The following is a 19,572-nucleotide window of genomic DNA, read 5'->3' as shown; positions in this document are numbered from 1 at the left end:
CTAAATTAGTTCGTCTACCAGCTGCCGAAACACGCGGCCCCTATGCTCATAGTTCTCAAACTGGTCGAAGCTCGAGCAGGCAGGCGACAGCAGCACCACATCACCAGCCGCGGCAGCCTTGGCCGCCTCCGTCACCGCCGTCTGCATCGTTCCCGCTGCCACCATCTTCACGACTCCGTGAAGCTGACGCTCAATCTTTTCTGCAGCCGAACCAATCGTATAAACAGCCTTCACCCGCTCCTTCAGCAACTCCGCCATCGTCCCGTAGTTCGAGTCCTTGTCCTTCCCACCAAGAATCAAGTGAATTCCCTTGCTGAACGAAGCCACAGCCTTCATCGTCGCATCCACATTGGTCGCCTTTGAGTCGTTATAGAACTCAACGCCATTCAGCTTTCTCACCAGCTCCAGCCGATGCTCCACTGCAGTAAACGTTGCCACCGAAGCCCGAATACTCTCTGCCGAAACCTTCGCCAAACGAGCCGCACAAACCGCTGCAAGCACGTTCTCGATGTTGTGCGCACCCTTCAGATGCACCTCCGAAACCGGCATGATCGGCTCGGTCACCCCACCCTCCTTCTCCACCCAAACAATCACGCCATCACGCACAAACGCACCGCGTCGAACCGCCTTCGTCCCGCTGAACCAGAACACCTCACTCTTCGCCCGCGCCGCGCTCATCTGCGTCACGCGATCGTCGCCGTTCAACACCAGCGCATCACCAGCGCCTTGCCGCTCGAAGATTCGCTCCTTCGCCGCCACATACTTCTCGAAGCTCCCATGTCGATCCAGATGATCTGGCGTAATGTTGAGGATCACCGCAATCCGCGGATGAAAATCCTCAATGGTCTCCAGTTGGAAGCTCGACACCTCCAGCACATTCACCGTCTCAGGCGTACTCTTCGCCACCAGATCGATCACCGGCAGACCAATGTTCCCTCCCACCTGCGTCGGCACCCCAGCATCACTCAAAATCTTCCCCACCAACGTCGTGGTCGTGGTCTTCCCATTCGACCCGGTAATCGCAACCACTTGCCCCAACAGGTAGCGACTCGCCAATTCCAACTCACCAATCACGGTCAGCCCAAACGCCACTACCTGCTTCACCTCCGGCGTATCCATTGGCACGCCAGGCGAGATCACAATCAGATCCTGCCGCCGAAATGTCAGAAGCCCGTGCCCCCCAGACTCAACCATGATCCCCGCTTCCAACAACGCAGGAATCTCTTTCGCCAAAGCCACAGCACTCCGCGAATCGCTCACCGTCACCCGAGCCCCTTGCGCGCGCAGAAACATCGCCGCAGACAGGCCGGATTTCCCAAGTCCTACAACCAACACCCGCTTGTTCTTCAAATCCATCATGCCTTCACACTCTCATCGCAGCTTCAAAGTAGTCAACGCGAACAACGCAAACACCAGCGCTAGAATCCAGAATCGCGTAATCACCTTCGATTCGGACCAGCCCATTAATTCAAAATGATGATGCAGCGGAGCCATCTTAAAGATGCGTTTGCCATTCCTTAACTTATAGCTGCCCACCTGAAGCATCACGCTCAACGCCTCAAGAATAAAAACACCTCCAATAAACGGAAGCAACAGCTCCTGCTTGATCACAACCGCCACAGTCCCGATCGCCCCACCCAACGCAAGACTTCCGACATCCCCCATGAAGATCTCCGCGGGGTGAGCGTTGTACCAAAGAAACCCAATACTCGCCCCCACCATAGACCCGCAGAACACCGTCAGTTCGCTCACCATCGGCATCCGCTGCAGCTCCAGATAATCCGAAAACACAACGTGTCCGCTTACATACGTCAGCACTGTCAGCGCTCCGGCCGCAATGATCGTGCAGCCGATCGCAAGCCCATCAAGCCCATCGGTCAAATTCACCGCATTGCTCGCCCCCGCGATCACGATCATCACAAAGACAACGAACGGTATAAACACCAACCAGTGCATATGCGGGACATGGCCCATCCACTCCCACACCAGGTCTGGCCGGAACCGTTTTGCAAACGGCACCATCAGCCGAGTCGAGTAGCCTCCGCGAATTTCCATCACAACCAGCGTTGCCGCCACCACCGCGCTTACTACAAATTGGAGGCCAAGCTTAGCCTTCGCCGTCAATCCCTGATTCTCCCGGTGCACAACTTTTATATAGTCATCCGTAAATCCGATCGCGCCAAACGCAAGCGTCGACAGCATCACGAGCCATACATAGGGATTCGAAAGATCGGACCACATCAACGTTGGCACCAGGATCGAGATGCAGATCAGCACCCCGCCCATCGTCGGCGTGCCGCTCTTTTTCTGGTGCGACTGCGGTCCCTCTTCGCGAATGTACTGTCCGATCTGAAACTCACGCAGTTTCTCGATCACGTACGGGCCGATCAAGAGGCCGATCAGCAGCGCCGTAAGACTCGCAAACACTGTACGAAACGTCAGGTATCGAAAGATGCGAAACAGACGAAAGTAGGGAAACAGCTTTTGATACAGCAACCAATAGAGCAAAACGTCTCCGCCTTTTACCCGCAGCTTGCGATTCTGTCGCGAGTCACGGCTATCTTAACAGGACTGTGCCCAACGCCCTGTGGTTATCTCACCTGCGAACCAACACAAATCCCCACTAAATCGTGAAATCCGCGCTAGAGGCCGTTCTCCAGCGCAAAACAGAGCGCATCGGCAGCCATTGCAAGCTCGTACGCCAGCTGAGCATCGTGATCAGAATCTTCTGCCTGCCGCAACAACTCCACCGTCACCGGGAAAAGATCCGTTCCTTTGCCACGCTCGGCGTGCTCAATCTTCTCCAACCTGCGATCTGCCTCCGCAATAAACTTCTCCAGCCAAGCCGGCGCAGGAGAGGCGACCTTCTGCTTATGCTTCTGCCTGGCTGAATAGAGGCCGGCCAGCGACAGATGTTCCGCCGCACGCAAAACTCCGATCGCCCGCAGCACGAACTTGTTTTCTTCTTCACGCTCTATCGCCTTCCGGTAGAGCTTCACGCCTCTCTCCAGAAGATCCCGCAAATCCTCCCCTGTCCCCTTCTCCATCAGAGAAATCACTACCGAAGCTCGCTGCATATGGTGAAACGCAGTCATAAGGCCATAGTCGGTGGCATAAATAACTGCCGTTCCTGTAACTCTCTCTGCTTTCTGGTTCGCAGCTTTCTTCGCGCTTTTCTTCGGGTCACTCTTCTTCGCAGTTTTTTTCGCGGCGTGTTTAACCGCCTTCTTCGCGTGCTTTTTTATCGCAGCCTTAGCTTCGCGCTTCACAAGTGCTCCCTTAGTCGACATAGTCCTCTCTCCATACGATCTCGTTTCGCCGCTCTGTTGCCGCTTGCACACGACGCATTATTTCGGCGTACCAAGCACCGTCAAGGCCTTCTCCAGCCGCACTCCCCGGGATGCCTTCAACAACACTACGTCGCCCGGCCTCAGATTCGCAACCAGCCACTCACCCGCTTCTTCGGGGCTGACTACAAATAGCGCCTTCGCACCCGCTGCTCGTGCGGCATTCACTAAATCCTGCGCCAGACCGCGTACTCCGAGCACAAAATCAACTCCCCGTTCTATCATCCGTGCACCACAGGCAGCATGCAGTGATGCACCGTCCGACCCCAGCTCCAACATCTCTCCCGCAATAACAATATGTCGTTCCGCAGGAATCGCCATGGTCGCATCGACCATCGCATTCAGCGCCGTTGGGTTGGAGTTGTAGCAATCGTTGATGAGCGTCGTTCCATGCCACTCCAAAACCTCACCGCGCTTGTCGCCCGCCCGCAGCTTGCCCACTGCCGCCGCACAATCGCTAAGCTCCATCCCACTCTGCAATCCAATCGCGATCGCAGCCAGAGCATTTGGAACGTTGTGTCGCCCTAGCATCTTCAACTGCACACTCTCACGCTGGCCCTTGGCCTCGACCGTAAACACGACACCGTCCGCGCCTACCTCCGCAACATTGACCGCTCTCACATCGGCACCCTCGCCAGCCCCGTAGAACACCGCGCGCGCGCCCAATCCGCGCCCAAACGCTGCCACGAAAGCATCATCGAAGTTCAAAACCGCAATGCCATCCTCAGGCAGCCCTTCAATCAACTCATACTTCGCCCGCGCAATTCCAGCAATTCCATCCGGAAAAAACTCAAGATGTACCGGCCCCACATTCGAAATCACCGCCCAATTCGGCTCTGCAATCTTTGCGAGCGCGGCAATCTCCCCGGCATGATTCATTCCCATCTCGATGACAGCAACCTCATGCTCTCGCTCTAGCTTCAGAAGCTGTAACGGCAGGCCGAATGCGTTGTTCAGGTTGCCAGCCGTCTTCAATACCTTGAACTTCGCGCTCAAAACCTGAGCGACGGCTTCCTTTGTAGTCGTCTTCCCCGCCGACCCCGTCACCCCAATCACCCTTCCGCCCCACTCCCTCCGCACTGCGTGGGCCAGTTGCTGAAGCGCCTGCAGCACGCAATCGTCCCCATCCGAAACCAGCAGCAGACGCCTCTCATCAACCTCCGCCGGGACCACCCACATATTGCTTACCACCGCTGCTGCAGCTCCGTTTGCGAGCGCAGCCTGCACGTAGTCATGTCCATCCAAGCGTTCGCCACGGACTGCAAAAAACAGCTCGCCACCGCCAATCGTTCGCGAGTCAATTCCGTACCCCACTGCTTCTGCCGAAGTCTCGAACTCTCCGTCCGCGTGTATCCAGTCAGCAACCTGCCCTAATGTAAGCTTCACCCGATCTCCTTCAAAACTCCCGCCGCCACCGCAACATCGTCGAACGGCACAGTACCGTCCCGCAAAATCTGTATCTTTTCATGACCCTTCCCAGCGAGCAGAACAATATCTCCGGCTCGCGCTGCACGAATCGCGAGCCCGATCGCCTCCGCCCGATCCCGCTCCACGATGCACTTCGTCTCCGTCTCGCGCACTCCCGCCAAAGCCTCTTCGATGATCGTCATCGGATCTTCGCTTCGAGGATTATCACTCGTCAGCACCACCAGATCACTTCCCTCACCAGCGGCCCTGCCCATCCGTGGACGCTTCGTCTTATCCCGATCCCCGCCGCAACCAAACAGCGTAATCACCTTGCCGCCGCGCTCCTTCACCAACTCCCGCGCCAGCGAGATCAAATTCCGCAACGCGTCATCCGTATGAGCGTAGTCCACCACCACGGTCAGATTGTTTGATGCAGGCACCACCTCAAACCGGCCCGGCACCTGGGCTCCCGAAGCCGCTCCCGCGACAATCTCTTCCAAGGTCAACCCTCGTGCCAACGCCGCACAGGATGCCGCCAGCAGGTTGTAGACATTAACTCTCCCCGTCAGAGAAGACCGTATCGGCACATCCCCCTTCGGAGTTTTGAAGATAAATCGTGTCTCGCCCGCGTGCAGCGTGATCTCCTCCGCCCTGTAGTCTCCGCTCGATGGCTCAAGCCCGTACGTCATCAATTGAGATGCCTGAGACCCCACAATGAGACGCTTTCCGTAAGGATCATCGCTATTGATCACCGCGACTCGCGGTAGCGGCGCACCAACACCCTCAAACAGCCTGGCCTTTGCCGCGAAATAATTCTCCATGGTCCCGTGATAGTCGAGATGATCCTGGGTCAGATTGGTAAACATCGCCACATCCACTGGCAGCCCCCAAACTCTCTCCTGCTCCAGCGCATGGGACGACATCTCCATCACGGCCTCCGTCGCCCCAACCCTCACGCCATTCTCAAAAATCTCGAGCACATCCCGGGACTCGGGCGTGGTGTGCGGAGAAACACGCATTTCATCTCCAACATGCGTCTCAATCGTCCCGATTAACACACAAGTCCGTCCCACGCTTCGCAGCATGGTTTCAAGCAGGAATGCTGTCGTCGTCTTGCCGTTCGTCCCTGTCACTGCACTCAGCGCAAGATCGCGTTCCGGGTGCCCCATCACCTCAGAGCTGACCTCAGCGAGTGCTCTCCGGCCTCGCTCAACCACCGCCGCACCAACCTGCGCATGTTCTCGACGCAGCTTCTCATAAGCTTCGCGAGAATCCGTCACCACCGCCGACGCCCCTGCTCCGATAGCTGCTTCTATGTAGCGATTTCCATCCGTCGCCTCTCCCCTCATCGCGACAAACACATCCCCATGCCGCACTTGCCGAGAGTCATACTGAACCCCCGAAAGTTCGGCGGAAGCACAGAAACGATCCACAGCATTCAGCCCCTTACAAAGGCTCTCCCAGTTCATAAAGGGATGCTAGCCGAGAATTCGAATATTCCCCAGCGCAAAGCCATCATCGGCTGAACCGCACCACGATCTCTGTTCCCGCCCCGACCATCGTTCCAGCCGCTGGCACCTGTTCTCGTGCCAACCCATTCCCTACCGCTTGCACACGCAGACCCACCGCATCCGCTCTTTCCACAACGCCCCGCAGCCCCAATCCATCAAACGAAGGCACAGGAACTCGCAGGCTGGCGTCCACCACAACGGCACCCTTCTCTTTTGTCTCAACAGTTGGCGCAGCCTTCTGAGGCACCAGACGCGCAGCGTCCGTTCCTCCCGAACCCGACTCACCATTTGTCCGAAACGCCGCAAGCACCTTCGCTGGAAGCAGATTTAGGATCCCCGGCGAGTCTCCCGACGCCTTCGCCGTGCGAACAACCGAGTTCTCGCTAGCCGCAACATCCACAGCCGCTGCACTAATAGGCGCGCGCAATGGATCATCCGCCGGCAAACTATTCACATCGTCAAACATCGCGCTCAAGTCCGCCGTGCTATCGGCAGGAGAGTCATCAGCAGCGTCCTTCTGTGCGATCTGCAACTCTTTCTTCGTCTTCAGCGGTTGATCATGCGGCACGCCCAGGTACTCCAACACCTGCTGCGCCACATCCGCAAACACCGGCGCACTCGCTGCTCCGCCGTAGTGCGCCGCTTCCCCGCCAGCCGTCGGCGTGTCGATGACCACAGCGATCGAAATCGCAGGATTGCTCACCGGCGCAAACCCCGCAAAGCTCGCCACCAGCTTCGTATGCGAGTACGTATGTGTCGCCACATCGATCTTCTGAGCGGTCCCCGTCTTGCCTGCAGAGCTGTACCCATTCAACGCCGCCAGCTTCCCCGTACCCTCAGTCACAATGCCCTGCATCATCATGCGCATCTTGGCCGACGTCATCTCCGAGATCACCCGATGAGCACCATCCGGCAGCGTGGTTGGCAGCTGATTCGAAGGCCGAAACGCCGCTGGCTTCAACCTCGCATCACCCTTCATCTCATCGGTCGATTGCAGCAACACATGCGGCGGCATGTAGACCCCGCCATTCGCCAACGCGCTCACCATCGTCACCAGCTGAACCGGCGTCACACCTACCTCCTGCCCGATCGCCATCGACAGTATGCTCGTCGATCCCCACTTCTTCGGCGCTCGCAGCAGACCGCGCGTCTCGCTCGGCAGTTCAATCCCCGACCGGTCTCCAAAACCAAATCCCCGCATATAGCTATAGAACTTATTCGGCCCCAGCTTCAGCGCCATCTTCGCCGCACCCACGTCACTCGAGTGCTCCAGCGCATACTGCACCGTCACCACGCCAAAGTGGTCGCTATGATCGTCATGCAGCGTACGGCCATACATCGTCATCGCCCCGTTCTGGCAGTCCACCAGATCCGTCGGCTGCACCCCTGCACCATCCAGCGCCGCCGAATACGTCACCAGCTTGAACGTCGACCCCGGCTCATACACATCACTCACCGCCAGGTTTTGCAGCACACTCGAATCCATATGCTTCTGGTCATTCGGATTGAACCGCGGCGAAATCGCCAGCGCCAGAATCTGTCCCGTATGCGGATCCTGCACCACCACAGTCCCATGCAGCGCCCGTGTCTTCAACATCTGCGCATCCAGCGCACGCTCCGCCATATACTGAATATTCGCGTCAATCGACAGAACCAGATTCTCACCCGGCATCGGCTGGCTCTCTTCACTCCCCAACACATGCCGCTTCGCATCGAGCGCAGTCAACATATGCCCCGGCTCGCCGTGCATATCTTCATCAAACTGCCGTTCCAACCCACCCAGCCCTATATCATCCGTGCCCACATATCCCAACACCTGCGCGGCCAAATCATTGTTCGGATAAAACCTCTTAAACTCCTTTTGAAAATAAACACCCTTCAAATTCAACTCGCGCAGACGTTCGGCGATCCCAGGATCGACCTTCCTCGCCACCCACGCAAAGTTCCTCGAAGCATTGAACCGCGCCAGCATCTGCTGTTGCGACGTAAAGTTGTCAGTCGGATCAGCATGCACAATCTCAGCCAATATCTCCGCCGCGCTCGCACGATTATCTCCAAGCTCCGACGGCACCGCATACACGCTATCCACCTGCACCGTCACCGCAAGCTCCCGCAGATTGCGGTCATACAACATGCCCCGCCGCGGAGCGACCTCAAACGTCCTCTGCTGTTGCATCGCCGCCCGATGCACAAAGTCCGAGTGCCGCACCACCTGCAGCCACCCCAGCCGCACTGCAATCAAACACGTCCACGCACAAAAAAACAGCGCCACATAGGCGAAACGGATCCTCCGTATCGGAGCGGTCAACGTCTGCCGTGGCGCCTTGTTCATCTCATCCCTGCTTCAAAGTTAGTTTACTTCCGAGCCCTCTTCGTCAGACTTTCTCTGCAAAGTCGAACCACCCGCTGACCACCGCACAATCTAATTACTGCGCAATCTGCATCGCAGCAGTATTGGCCTGCGCCAGCACAGGAGAGCTCGGATCCCCACCCTCAGGCCGCACCACCTGCCCCGGCTGAGGCTCTCCCAAGCCAAGCTGCTTTGCGATCTTGTCGATCCGGCCCGGATCCGTCAACTGCGCCTCGGTCAAACGCAACTGACGGTTCTCCTCGCGCAACTGTTCGACCTGCTGCTTCTGCGCTTCAACGTGATACCCAATCTCAATTGCCGAAAAATGCTGCCAGACATAGACCATGACCAGCACGAACAACACGCTCATCACTGCCGAGAACGTGCGCATCTCACGCCGGCGCTCTGGATCGTCAGCCTTCACAATGCGGCTATTGTCGATGTGCTTCGTAAAGAAGACCTCAGGCGTCGGACCACGCCGCGCACGCCGTTGGTTCTCAAACATCTCGCGATTCCGCTTCGTCAGCGACTCCGCACGGCTCTGCGCCCGCGAACCCAACATCTCTAACTGTTGTCCTGCCATCGCCGAAGCCGCCATCGTGTACCTCTCTCAAACCTCTCTCAAAACCATGGGCCCAAATCTTTGCCACTCTCCTCAACGTACGAACCGGGCCGGGATCGCTATTGGAGGAAGGGACTTTTTGTTACAGAGTTGTCTTTCGCCTGAAAGAAGGTAGGACAACCCCGGCCCGATCACATGTTTTCTCTATATATAGACTGCACCATTTTCAGTGCAACAGAGAATCTCTTACCTAAATTTTTTCGGCCGCCCTCATCTTGGCACTGCGCGACCGCGGATTTCTCATCTGCTCTTGCTCTGCCGCCACAACCGGCTTCTTCGTCAAAACCTCAAATACCTTCGCGTCCTTTGCCGCCTTGAACGCATCCTTCACCAGCCGGTCCTCCAAAGAGTGGAAGCTGATCAACACCAGCCTTCCTCCCGGCTTCAGCAGAGACCCCGCGCTCTTCAGCAGCGATTGAATCTCTCCCAACTCGTTATTCACGCGAATCCGAAGTGCCTGAAAGGTCCTGGTAGCGGGATGAATCTTCTCGCCTTTCATTGGTGGGGCCTCGGCCGATACGATTCGAGCCAATTCCGCTGTAGTCGTAATCGGCCGGGCCCTAACAATGGCTCTGGCGATTCTCCGCGACCTCCTTTCCTCTCCGAATTCGTAAATCAGGTCGGCGAGTTCGTTTTCGTCTTCCTGATTTACCACTTGCTCGGCCGTCTCCCCGCTGCGCGTATCCATCCGCATATCTAGCGGGCCATCGGTCCGAAAACTAAATCCTCTGTGCGCCTCGTCCAGCTGCAGGCTGCTCACGCCAAAATCAGCAAGCAAACCATCCAGGCTCCCCGGCTCAATCAGGCTCGAAGCCTCCGAAAACGCCCTCGGCTCAAACACCACCTCCGGCATCTCGTCTCCCAGCTCAGCCCGCAAAACCTCAAGCCTTGCTTTAGCCTTTTCCATCGCCTCCGGGTCACGGTCAAAGCCAATCAACTTGCCTTTGCCGCCCAGCCTCTTCGCTATCTCCGAAGAGTGCCCCGCCAGACCCAGCGTCGCGTCAACCACCACGCCGCCCGGCCGCACATTCAAATACTCCAAAACTTCTTCTAAAAGAACCGGCACATGTTGCGGACTCTTCATAGTTCACCCGCCTTCTGTGCTGCCCCTGGGGGCCACCTTGCACCTGCTAAGCAACTGCCTTGGTCTTGTCTGCGAACGCCATCAGATCCGCATCCGTCAGCTCTACAGCTCCACTGGCCTTCTTCATCTCGGCATCGAACAGCTCTGCATTCACAACTTCCAACAACGTCTGCGATCCCAGAACATTGACCTCGCCCGTCACCTTCGCCAACTCCCTCAGCTTCTGCGGAATCAAAACCCGGCCCTGTGCGTCCATCTCGGCCATCTGCCCATAGAAGTTCGTTACATCCTGAAACTTCTTCCGAACCGGATCCATCGGCGACATCTTCGACAGCGACGCCTCGATCTGCTCCCACTCCTTCAGCGGATAAACCTGCGCCCGCTTTCCATCCATGCTCGTTATGTAGAACTGGGGTCCGTACAGCTCATCCACACGACGCTTGAACTCGGCAGGGAGTTTTAATCTCCCTTTCTCGTCAACGCGTGTTGGGTGATTTCCCCGAAACATAACGACCTCGATACCTTATCCAACTCAAATTCCGTTCAAAATCACTTCACGTCGTAGAATTTTGTATGTCAGGAACCTAGCTTGATCCACCAGACTCCAAAATCTTCTACTTCGCTCCACCAGCATCGCCGAGCGACTCCCCCCTGTAAAGAGTTAATTTGTGCAACTTCTGTGTATTTCCCATATCGGGATGTGGAAAACTCAGTCTCTTGGGCAATCTAAGGAGTCAACTACTACAGGTAGTGTTTATCTTCCCGGTTCATGACTTCTAAGTCACTTGCAAGCCCTGAATCCATCTGGTAAGCGAAATAAAAGCGAAAACGATCAGCAGCGAATGATTATCCCCTTGACACATGTTGAGTGTAAATAGATAATAGTTTTGCTCCACTATCTTGGTTCAAAAGCAGAGGCAAACCATGTCCGAACAGGAACAGGAAGTCATTGAGGAAATCAAAGAACTACGACGGGTCATCCATGCTGGTTTGACTGTCATAGCTGCTCAATTGGTCGGAAGCAACGATGACAACGCGCAACCCTCAAAAGAATACGTCTCTAAGGCCTTCCTTCAAATGCAAGACGTACTCTCTCGTCTGAGGCAAGGCGATTAGCTTTGTTTCGGGGCTGCCCAATGTATTTCCAGTGCAGACTTCGTATTGCTGATGACACGAGGTCTGCACAGATAAGAGCAAGGCATATCACTACAAACAGGGATATCACGTATGAATCTCTTCTCTCTTGCTAAGAAATTCCCCACCGAAGAACATGCTCTTGCCTATCTGATGAAGGCGCGATGGCCTGATGGGGTTCGTTGTATGGCTTGCGATCACCCCAAATGCTGGTTGACCGAATCCAAAGGTAAAACTGGTAAACCGCGTCGTCTCTTCCAATGTGCTGAGTGTGGCTGGCAGTTTAGCGCGACCACTGGCACACTCTTTCACGATTCCCACTTGCCTCTACAAAAGTGGTTTGCGGTCATTGCCCTAATGATCGAAGGCAAGAAAGGCATATCAGCAGCTCAGGTTCAAAGACACATTGGGATGACGTACAAAACCGCTTGGTATGTATGCCACCGCATTAGACAAGCCATGCAAGAAGAGGCTGATTTTACGGTTGGCGGCCCTGATACAACTGTCGAGATAGACGAGATGTATGTTGGTGGCCGTCGAAGATTACAAGGTGTAAAAGGTGTGCCATCCAAACCCAATAAGACGGTAGTTGTTGGCATGGCCGAACGTCATGGCAGTCTTCACATGCGTGTAGTACCTGCCAACACTCTCCAGAATCTACGCCGTGTTTATCACGACCATGTGGATACCGAAACCCCTAAAGTCGTCACAGACGGCAATCAAACTTATAAGGGAGTGGTTCCACGCGCCAAACACCGGCAGGGCAACCACGAAGAAGAGATTCGAGACAAAGGCCGCGTTACATCCACGTACACGGTTGAGAGTGCATTCTCTCTATTCAAACGGGGTATTGTCGGCAACTATCACCGTTTGAGTGCTGAACATCTGGACAGATATTTGGGTGAGTTTGCTGGCGGTATAACCGAAGACGGATGCAGCCTTGGTTGTTTGATATGGCCCTGCAAAATCTGACCCACCGCAAGCCTTTGCCATACAAACTTCTGACAGATGACGGGTTCTATACGTTCAAGAAGGATCTGACTGAGTGGTATTCAGAACAGTTTTAGTCTTCGGCTCTGACTTCTTTGGTTTGTGTGGCGTGGGCTTCATGTTCACCATGCGCTTTAGAAGCGCGTCGAACTTGTCTTTGTCTACGGTTATGTCTTTCATTCGATTATTCTAGGCGTCACGATACCATCTGGTATTCGTGTTTCATCTTGCACTTCCAAGAAAGTCTCTTTTTAAAGCCTATGCGCTTCGCTCTTACTCTGCTCGCCACGCTATTGATGCAATCACCGCATACCAAAGCAAAGCCACCCAAGCCCTCCGATAATGTTAAACAAGCCGACACAGACCGTAAAGGCACGCAGGATAACCCTCTTGTCGTCCACATAAAAGGTTCCGAGCCAAGCGATCAAGAGGCCGCCGAAAACAGCGAGAAAACTGCATACGATGAAGCGATCAAGACTCGCGAGCTTCGCCTTACCTTGTTTATTGCATTTGCGGCAGGCGTTCAGGCTATAGCCGCTGTCGCGCAATGGCGCGTTTATAAGACGCAGTCCAAAATAATGCGTAAGACTCTGAAGGCGATCCGAGTCCAGGCGAATACCATGAACGCCCAGACCACCATCCTTAGCGAATCTGTCGCCGTTGCGAAGCAAAGTGCTCAAACAACCGCCGACAGCCTCAATGCCATGATTGACAAAGAAAGGGCGCGCCTTTCGATTGAAATTGGGAAACTCAACTTCGGACCAAACCCATCCGTCTATTACAGGATTACTTGTCACGGGACCACGCCCGCCTACATGGTTTCCAGTTGGCAACTGACGGGTCTCTACCCAATTCCTGATTTCGGATGGCCAAAAGAGGCTTTTGGATTTGAGCTTAATGATCTCCCATCTGTAATTCCTGTTGGGGTATTCGAGGGGTACAACTTCATTATGAGTACTAACAGAAAACCCGGTTCTTTCGCCCGCATCGATTGGGGCGACATAGAAAACAAAATTTCTAGCGGGGAATCGTATCTTCATTTCCGGGTGCGAGTTCTTTACCGAGATATATTTGACGACGTCAGAACCCACGAACTTCAAATCAGCAAAATATATGGGGTCAAATTGCAAGACCAGCCCCAGACTCTCTTTGATAAACTGTATGGAAAGCCTACAAAGGTCTTGGGAACCTTTCCCGAGTGGAGCGATTCCGCCTTCAAGTTTGGTCAGGTTGAAGAGGAGCAGGGCTAGCCCTGCTGCGGCAAGAATAGAAACCGCGAATTTAGCGAGATAAGCCACGGCGTCCTAAAAAAAGCAGTGCTTCTGTCCAGAAAATGGACAGATTACAATTTGTTTCGGCGTACGGCACAGACCCCGCGCCTACCCAGTTGCAAAACCACGGAAGCGTTTAGGCGCAAGTGGCCGTTTATGGGTAGGGAAAATCGCGTCTCTCAGAGCTACAGCAGTAGCAAAGCCGTACGCCTGTTGGCTAGGTGACTCTCAGCCTAACGACCACAAACTACAAAACTTATCTCGATTTCTCAGTGTGCTCTGAGATAGGGTATGCGTTCGGAATCCTGAAATTGCAGATGATTATCTGTAGGAATATCAACAACATGTGTCTAAGGGATAATCACTCAGCAGCGCTCCAAATCTCAATAAGAGAACAAGAAAACACTCGTCCAGACAGAAACCAGGACATCGGGATCCATCGCTCTTCTAAAATCTGTCAAGCCCCAAAACTGATTATCTCATTTATCAACAAAGAGATACGCGTGGCGTATTAGTTATGCTCCAGCTTCTATACTTATAAGTACAGAGAAAAGATCTTGCGCTGCTGACAAGTGGAGGCAAATTCCCGAGCTAACCCTTTTGTTTGGACGAATTTGGAGATAAGGTCTTTAGAATGACGAATTTGGAGGTACATCCGGCCGATAAGTTACTGAAAATAAATAACTTGGACGCGGCGTATAGGGGGGGGGTGGGGGTACTAACGCTTCCCCAATAAGTTCTTCCGGCGCAACAGCCACACCAGATACGCCAACACTGCGAGATTGATGATCAGCAGGCTCAGACGGAACCAGTCGGGCCTTCGAACCAGCTCATACAGCTCCCACGGCAAAAAAGATACCGTCAAAATCAGCGTCAAATACTCAGCCCAGACCTTTTCGAGAAGCAGCCCAATACCCTCGGTCAGAGCCAGCGCGGAGTAACCGAACGTTCCCACACTGATCTGCCTCAACCGATGGGCATCGATGAGATCCGCCTTGTGGAGCAGCAGCGCAACCAGGCGACTCTCAGGGTCAAACCTCAACCGCAGCGCCAACCGCGTCACCTCGTCGCCGACATCTTTATGCAGCAGATGAACCGCGCCGGCACCGATACAGAAGAAGAAGATCGCCTTCGCCAGCTTGAAAAGACCGATCAGCATCAAGCCACGGTCATGCGCATGGGCGGGATGGTCTCCCACCTCCTGTGCCTGCATCAACCCGTCACTCGTCCTGCTGGCCACTTTTAACATAGGCTCCGACCTTCAGTTGACGAGGACTCGAGGTAATTGTCAACGCCACCTTCGTAGGATGCACAACTTCACATCATCAACATCTTCTCGCGATCAATTACGCACACACAACCGACCTCGCAGCACTGCCACTCAGGTCTGGTTTTCACGAGCATGATGGGAATAGAACCAATCCAGTCCACGCAAGTGGACGTAGATGCTTATGAACGCCCCTGCAGGGAACGAGCCTCTAGAACTTCAGAACGCAAAGGAAACCGAAATGAAGAAGTCTCTTCTCGCAACTCTCGCAGTGGCCACTCTGGCCATCACCTCACTCAGCGCTCACGCCCAGAAGGATCCCGATGTGGGCGGAGCTGCCATGTACCCCACCAAGACAATCGTCGAGAACGCAGTCGACTCGCCGATTCACAAGACCCTCGTCGCTGCCGTCAAAGCCGGCGGTCTGGTCGATACCCTCAACAGCCCGGGCCCCTTCACCGTCTTCGCTCCCACCGATGACGCCTTCGCCAAACTACCGGCCGGCACCGTCGACACACTCGTCAAACCCGAAAACAAAGACACACTCGACAAAATCCTCACCTACCACGTCGTGGCAGGCAAGGTCAGCTCGAAAGAGCTCGCAAAGATGATCCAGAAGGGCGGAGGCAAAGCCACCCTTAAGACTGTTCAGGGCGAAAACCTCACCGCAACCATGTCCGGCGGCAACATCATGCTGACCGACGCCAAAGGCGGCATGGCCACCATCACTACCGCCGATGTCTTCCAGTCGAACGGTGTCATCCACGTCATCGACACCGTCCTCATGCCCAACTAAGTGTTTCCTCCGGCAATCCTTCAAGGCGCCTCATCACGAGGCGCCTCTTTTTCGCGTCACACGAAACAGCGTTCTGTTTGCTGTCTGCACCACTCGCTCAACACGTTATAACCAACCCAGCATGCGCCACACATTTCACTCCGAACAGTGGCTCCCCTATCCCGTTGACCTCGTCTTCGCCTTCTTCGCGAATCCCGAAAATCTCCCACGCCTTATGCCTCCCTGGCAGCGTGCCCGCATCGAGAAGATCTCCATAGCACCACCACCCCCGCGACCGGAACCCACAGACGCCTCAAGCATCAGCACCATCGTGGCCGGAGCAAATACGAAGCTCACCATCAGCTTTCGCCCACTCCCATATTCGCCCATCCGAGTTCCATGGGACGCAGAAATCTCTGAGTTCGTCTGGAACGATCACTTCTGCGACCGACAACTCCGCGGCCCCTTCGCCTATTGGCATCACTGCCACCGACTTCATACAGAGAACCGCACCGACGCTTCCGGAATATCCACCTCCGGCACGCTGCTCTACGACGAGGTCGCATACGAATTGCCTCTCGGCAAACTGGGCGATCTAGGCAACCGCCTCTTCATTACCCGCCAGCTCCGCAGCACCTTCGACTATCGCCACGCGCGCACAAACGAGCTGCTTTCCCTCCAGGTGCGCCCTGGCATCCAACCCTGAATTTCCCTTTACCGTCCGCATAAATTCTGTTAGAATCCCGTCCTCCCCAAGGCCCTAAAACCGAATAGAAGCTCTGGAGGCATCTCATGAAGAAGCTCCTTCTCGCGTGCGCATTACTTGCGTTGCCAACACTCTCGTCTCATGCCGCCGATAATCCCTGGGTCGGCACATGGAAGCTTGATATCGACAAGAGTCACTTCACGGGTGACACCTTTACCTACACCCAGGGAGCCAATGGCCTGATGCATTACTCCAACGGTAGCAACGCCAATTTTGATTTTCGTATCGACGGTAAAGAGTACAAGTCGGTGTACGGCCGCTCCGTCATCTGGACCGCCGACGGAGACAACGCGTGGAACACGGTCGTCATGTTCAATGGCAACGTCTTCTCAAAGGTACACCGGCAGATCTCTCCCGACGGGAAAACATATACCATCACCATGGAACGCACCAGACCTGACGGATCAGCCTACAGCGAGGAAGATGTTTACGTCCGCGAGACAGGAACCACCGGTCTTGTCGGAAAATGGCGATCCACGAAAGTCACCATGTCGGCACCGGATACATACGTAATTTCCTCGCCGGGCCCCGGGATCATCCGCATGGAATACCCGGAATACAAATCGTCGGTAGAAGGCAAAACGGACGGAACTGACAATGCCTATACCGGACCCCTTGTTCCAGCAGGAATGACGATATCTTTCGAGATGCTCTCTCCCTCGAAACTCTCTTACACTTACAAGTTCGATGGAAAGCCCAGACTCTACGGAACCCACACTCTCTCAGCAGACGGCAAAACCCTTACAGACGTCTCTTGGAACCCCGGAAAAGAGGATGAGAAGAGCACGTGGGTCTACATAAAACAGTAAGCCCTTATTGCATCCTGAATGAGAATGGGCCGCACAAGGCAGACATTTCTTTATCGTTGAATAACGTTAGGAGTGCTTGGCCAGCACCTGATCCATCATCTTTGCGAGGTAGGGTCTGGCCTTTTCAAGAGCTGCCTCCGCAGTCAGGCCATACTTCTCCCGCAACGACTCCACCTTGCCGTGCTCGATGAAGGCGTCCGGCCATCCCACCCTCACCACCGAAGTCTGCAACTCAAGCTCGTTTAGCGTCTCCATCACGGCAGAGCCAAACCCACCCGCGAGCACATGGTCCTCTAACGTAATTACCAACCCACAGCGACGGCCGAACTCCCCGACGCAATCGCGATCAATCGGCTTCGCAAAACGAGGGTTAATGACCGCCGCGGAAAAACCCTCGCGCTTCAGCATCTCTGCCAGCCTTTCCGCCTCAGGCAGCATCGCACCCAAACCGAAGATCGCAACATCTGCTCCATCGCGGATCACTTCGGCCTTGCCGATCTCGATTGCTTTTGGGCGCTCTTTAACAGCCACTCCCGGCCCAGTGCCACGCGGATACCGAATCGCGCTTGGCCCATCATGCAGCATCGCCGTGTACATCATGTCTGACAGTTCATCTTCATCCTTGGGAACCATGTGGATGAGATTTGGAACGCTGCGCAGATAGCTAATATCGAAGAGCCCATGGTGAGTCGGTCCATCATCACCACTCAAACCACCGCGGTCCATGCAGAACACCACTGGCAGATTCTGCAGACAAACATCATGCACAACCTGGTCAAAGGCTCGCTGCAAAAAAGTCGAGTAGATCGCACAAAAAGGTTTATAGCCCTTTGTAGCCATGCCGGCTGCAAAGATCACCGCGTGTTCCTCAGCGATCCCCACGTCGAAGTATCGCTTGGGATGATGCGGCCGGAAGAGATCGAGCGCCGTCCCATTCGGCATCGCAGCAGTAATTGCTACTACCTTATCGTTCGCGGTCGCCAGCTTGGTCAACGACTCGGCAAATATCTCCGAGTAGGTCTTCTGTCCCGCAGCCTTTGTCTCTCCCGTCTGCGCGTCATACGGCCCAAGCCCGTGAAACTTCTTCTGCTTCTCAATCGCCGGTTGAAAGCCCCTGCCCTTCTGAGTAATCGCATGCAGCACAACTGGCCGGTTCTGTTGCTTGAGATACTTGAACGTCTCGATCAGCAACGGAAGATTATGTCCATCGAGCGGGCCGAAGTAGCTCAGGCCGAACTCCTCAAACAGCATGCCTGGCCCGATCAGTCCCTTTGCGGCCTCTTCTGCCTTACGCACCACGTGCCGCGCCGTCTTGCCGCCAAACCGCTCCAATAGATCCGCTGCCTTGTCATGCAGGCTCGAAACCGTCGGATTCGTCACAATCTTGTGGAAGTACTCCGCAATCGCTCCAACGTTCTTATCGATCGACCATGCGTTATCGTTCAGCACTACGATCAATCGCTTGGTCTGAGCCGCAATATTGTTCAGCGCTTCGAATGAGATCCCATTTGTAAACGCTGCGTCCCCAGCCAGCGCGACGATGTGTTCTTTTCCACCCGCCATGTCGCGGCCAACAGCCATCCCAAGCGCTGCACTAAGCGCTGTTCCGGCGTGGCCTGCACCGTAGCTGTCATGTTCACTCTCAGTGCGCAGCATAAATCCATTCAACCCGCCCGGTTGCCGAATCGTATGGAACAGCTTCTCTCGTCCAGTCAGCAGCTTGTGCACATAAGCCTGGTGGCTGACATCAAAGACAAAGCTATCCGTCGGCGTATCGAAGACATAATGCATCGCCAGGGTCAATTCGACAACACCGAGGTTCGGGCCAATATGCCCGCCTGTCTTGGCAACCCCGACAATCAGTCGCGCCCGAATCTCCTCTGCCAGCTGGGTCAGCTCCGCAATCGACAGCTTCTTCACATCAGCGGGAGAGTTAATCGTCTCAAGAATGTTGCTCATCAAAACCTGTTCTGCAGTCTCGCTCACCGAGCATCGCGTCCTGCCCAAAACACAGTCACATCCTCAGCTCGGCTAAATGAGGTGACCCTTAAGTATAACAACCCGCACATCCTTCATTCGTTGCATCTTCCAGCCAAGTCTTAAAACGGCATCTCCCATCAGTTGCCATCCTCAGGAAGCGTTTAGGTTTTACGAGTTCCCCAAGAGCGGAAAGTCCTTCCCACTCAAATCGTTGGCGGTCGCTCCCGAGCCGTTTGTTCGGCCTGACGGCCCATACCCT

Annotated in this window: 17 protein-coding genes; 6 read left to right on the top strand and 11 right to left on the bottom strand. The window is 55.0% G+C overall.

The window, feature by feature from the left end:
* From murD to RBB77_RS09115, 9 genes are all read right to left on the bottom strand, one after another.
* On the bottom strand, positions 1-1,356 hold the full coding sequence (gene murD, locus RBB77_RS09155) for a UDP-N-acetylmuramoyl-L-alanine--D-glutamate ligase (protein WP_353067599.1): 1,356 nt from the start codon (positions 1,354-1,356) through the stop codon (positions 1-3).
* A 15-nt stretch (positions 1,357-1,371) separates the two neighbouring features.
* Entirely contained in the window at positions 1,372-2,508 is a 1,137-nt protein-coding gene (gene mraY / locus RBB77_RS09150) for a phospho-N-acetylmuramoyl-pentapeptide-transferase (RefSeq protein ID WP_353066678.1), read from the bottom strand.
* Positions 2,509-2,642: 134 nt separating this feature from the next.
* Positions 2,643-3,290, bottom strand: coding sequence for a hypothetical protein (locus RBB77_RS09145; RefSeq protein ID WP_353066676.1), 648 nt, complete (start codon positions 3,288-3,290; stop codon positions 2,643-2,645).
* A 57-nt stretch (positions 3,291-3,347) separates the two neighbouring features.
* Positions 3,348-4,733: a UDP-N-acetylmuramoyl-tripeptide--D-alanyl-D-alanine ligase gene (locus RBB77_RS09140; protein WP_353066674.1), complete on the bottom strand. Its 1,386-nt coding sequence runs from the start codon at positions 4,731-4,733 to the stop codon at positions 3,348-3,350.
* A complete protein-coding gene (locus RBB77_RS09135) occupies positions 4,730-6,223 on the bottom strand; it encodes a UDP-N-acetylmuramoyl-L-alanyl-D-glutamate--2,6-diaminopimelate ligase (protein ID WP_353066672.1) in 1,494 nt (497 codons plus the stop codon). The genes RBB77_RS09140 and RBB77_RS09135 overlap by 4 nt, the downstream gene beginning before the upstream one ends.
* Before the next feature lie 46 nt (positions 6,224-6,269).
* A complete protein-coding gene (locus RBB77_RS09130) occupies positions 6,270-8,597 on the bottom strand; it encodes a penicillin-binding transpeptidase domain-containing protein (RefSeq protein WP_353066670.1) in 2,328 nt (775 codons plus the stop codon).
* Positions 8,598-8,691: 94 nt separating this feature from the next.
* On the bottom strand, positions 8,692-9,213 hold the full coding sequence (gene ftsL / locus RBB77_RS09125; RefSeq protein ID WP_353066668.1) for a cell division protein FtsL: 522 nt from the start codon (positions 9,211-9,213) through the stop codon (positions 8,692-8,694).
* 214 nt (positions 9,214-9,427) lie between these two features.
* Complete coding sequence (gene rsmH, locus RBB77_RS09120) at positions 9,428-10,321, bottom strand: 16S rRNA (cytosine(1402)-N(4))-methyltransferase RsmH (protein ID WP_353066666.1); 894 nt, start codon at positions 10,319-10,321, stop codon at positions 9,428-9,430.
* A gap of 46 nt (positions 10,322-10,367) precedes the next feature.
* Positions 10,368-10,829, bottom strand: coding sequence for a division/cell wall cluster transcriptional repressor MraZ (locus RBB77_RS09115; protein WP_183976249.1), 462 nt, complete (start codon positions 10,827-10,829; stop codon positions 10,368-10,370).
* A 416-nt stretch (positions 10,830-11,245) separates the two neighbouring features.
* On the opposite strand from RBB77_RS09115, the gene RBB77_RS09110 reads away from it, so the two are divergent.
* From RBB77_RS09110 to RBB77_RS09100, 3 genes are all read left to right on the top strand, one after another.
* A complete protein-coding gene (locus RBB77_RS09110) occupies positions 11,246-11,437 on the top strand; it encodes a hypothetical protein (RefSeq protein WP_353066664.1) in 192 nt (63 codons plus the stop codon).
* 111 nt (positions 11,438-11,548) lie between these two features.
* Positions 11,549-12,427, top strand: a complete 879-nt coding sequence (locus RBB77_RS09105; protein ID WP_353066662.1) for an IS1595 family transposase — start codon at positions 11,549-11,551, stop codon at positions 12,425-12,427.
* A gap of 278 nt (positions 12,428-12,705) precedes the next feature.
* Positions 12,706-13,695 (top strand): hypothetical protein, encoded by a 990-nt coding sequence (locus RBB77_RS09100; protein ID WP_353066660.1) that lies wholly within the window; start codon positions 12,706-12,708, stop codon positions 13,693-13,695.
* Positions 13,696-14,434: 739 nt separating this feature from the next.
* Here the strand turns inward: RBB77_RS09100 and RBB77_RS09095 are convergent.
* Positions 14,435-14,965, bottom strand: coding sequence for a DUF2127 domain-containing protein (locus RBB77_RS09095; protein ID WP_353066658.1), 531 nt, complete (start codon positions 14,963-14,965; stop codon positions 14,435-14,437).
* A gap of 259 nt (positions 14,966-15,224) precedes the next feature.
* Between RBB77_RS09095 and RBB77_RS09090 the strand changes: the two genes are divergently transcribed.
* The 3 genes from RBB77_RS09090 (at position 15,225) to RBB77_RS09080 (ending at position 17,333) form a co-directional block, all read left to right on the top strand.
* On the top strand, positions 15,225-15,779 hold the full coding sequence (locus RBB77_RS09090; RefSeq protein ID WP_353066656.1) for a fasciclin domain-containing protein: 555 nt from the start codon (positions 15,225-15,227) through the stop codon (positions 15,777-15,779).
* 121 nt (positions 15,780-15,900) lie between these two features.
* Positions 15,901-16,464 (top strand): SRPBCC family protein, encoded by a 564-nt coding sequence (locus RBB77_RS09085; RefSeq protein WP_353066654.1) that lies wholly within the window; start codon positions 15,901-15,903, stop codon positions 16,462-16,464.
* A gap of 86 nt (positions 16,465-16,550) precedes the next feature.
* Positions 16,551-17,333 (top strand): hypothetical protein, encoded by a 783-nt coding sequence (locus tag RBB77_RS09080; RefSeq protein WP_353066653.1) that lies wholly within the window; start codon positions 16,551-16,553, stop codon positions 17,331-17,333.
* A gap of 66 nt (positions 17,334-17,399) precedes the next feature.
* Here the strand turns inward: RBB77_RS09080 and dxs are convergent, their stop codons facing one another.
* Positions 17,400-19,292, bottom strand: a complete 1,893-nt coding sequence (gene dxs / locus RBB77_RS09075; RefSeq protein ID WP_353066651.1) for a 1-deoxy-D-xylulose-5-phosphate synthase — start codon at positions 19,290-19,292, stop codon at positions 17,400-17,402.
* Positions 19,293-19,572: the final 280 nt, after the last annotated feature.

The sequence above is a fragment of the Tunturibacter psychrotolerans genome (genome assembly GCF_040359615.1).
Classification (GTDB): domain Bacteria; phylum Acidobacteriota; class Terriglobia; order Terriglobales; family Acidobacteriaceae; genus Edaphobacter; species Edaphobacter psychrotolerans.
The sequence above is the reverse complement of the archived record's forward strand: the minus strand, read 5'-3'. Positions and strand labels throughout refer to the sequence as shown.

Excerpts from the sequence above, each read along its gene's own strand:
- RBB77_RS09105 (WP_353066662.1), top strand. The coding sequence starts at position 11,549 with ATGAATCTCTTCTCTCTTGCTAAGAAATTCCCCACCGAAGAACATGCT.
- RBB77_RS09110 (WP_353066664.1), top strand. The coding sequence starts at position 11,246 with ATGTCCGAACAGGAACAGGAAGTCATTGAGGAAATCAAAGAACTACGA.
- ftsL (WP_353066668.1), bottom strand. The coding sequence starts at position 9,213 with ATGGCGGCTTCGGCGATGGCAGGACAACAGTTAGAGATGTTGGGTTCG.
- murD (WP_353067599.1), bottom strand. The coding sequence starts at position 1,356 with ATGGATTTGAAGAACAAGCGGGTGTTGGTTGTAGGACTTGGGAAATCC.
- RBB77_RS09130 (WP_353066670.1), bottom strand. The coding sequence starts at position 8,597 with ATGAACAAGGCGCCACGGCAGACGTTGACCGCTCCGATACGGAGGATC.
- RBB77_RS09145 (WP_353066676.1), bottom strand. The coding sequence starts at position 3,290 with ATGTCGACTAAGGGAGCACTTGTGAAGCGCGAAGCTAAGGCTGCGATA.
- RBB77_RS09085 (WP_353066654.1), top strand. The coding sequence starts at position 15,901 with ATGCGCCACACATTTCACTCCGAACAGTGGCTCCCCTATCCCGTTGAC.
- RBB77_RS09115 (WP_183976249.1), bottom strand. The coding sequence starts at position 10,829 with ATGTTTCGGGGAAATCACCCAACACGCGTTGACGAGAAAGGGAGATTA.
- RBB77_RS09090 (WP_353066656.1), top strand. The coding sequence starts at position 15,225 with ATGAAGAAGTCTCTTCTCGCAACTCTCGCAGTGGCCACTCTGGCCATC.
- dxs (WP_353066651.1), bottom strand. The coding sequence starts at position 19,292 with ATGAGCAACATTCTTGAGACGATTAACTCTCCCGCTGATGTGAAGAAG.
- RBB77_RS09095 (WP_353066658.1), bottom strand. The coding sequence starts at position 14,965 with ATGTTAAAAGTGGCCAGCAGGACGAGTGACGGGTTGATGCAGGCACAG.
- RBB77_RS09100 (WP_353066660.1), top strand. The coding sequence starts at position 12,706 with ATGCGCTTCGCTCTTACTCTGCTCGCCACGCTATTGATGCAATCACCG.
- RBB77_RS09080 (WP_353066653.1), top strand. The coding sequence starts at position 16,551 with ATGAAGAAGCTCCTTCTCGCGTGCGCATTACTTGCGTTGCCAACACTC.
- RBB77_RS09135 (WP_353066672.1), bottom strand. The coding sequence starts at position 6,223 with ATGAACTGGGAGAGCCTTTGTAAGGGGCTGAATGCTGTGGATCGTTTC.
- rsmH (WP_353066666.1), bottom strand. The coding sequence starts at position 10,321 with ATGAAGAGTCCGCAACATGTGCCGGTTCTTTTAGAAGAAGTTTTGGAG.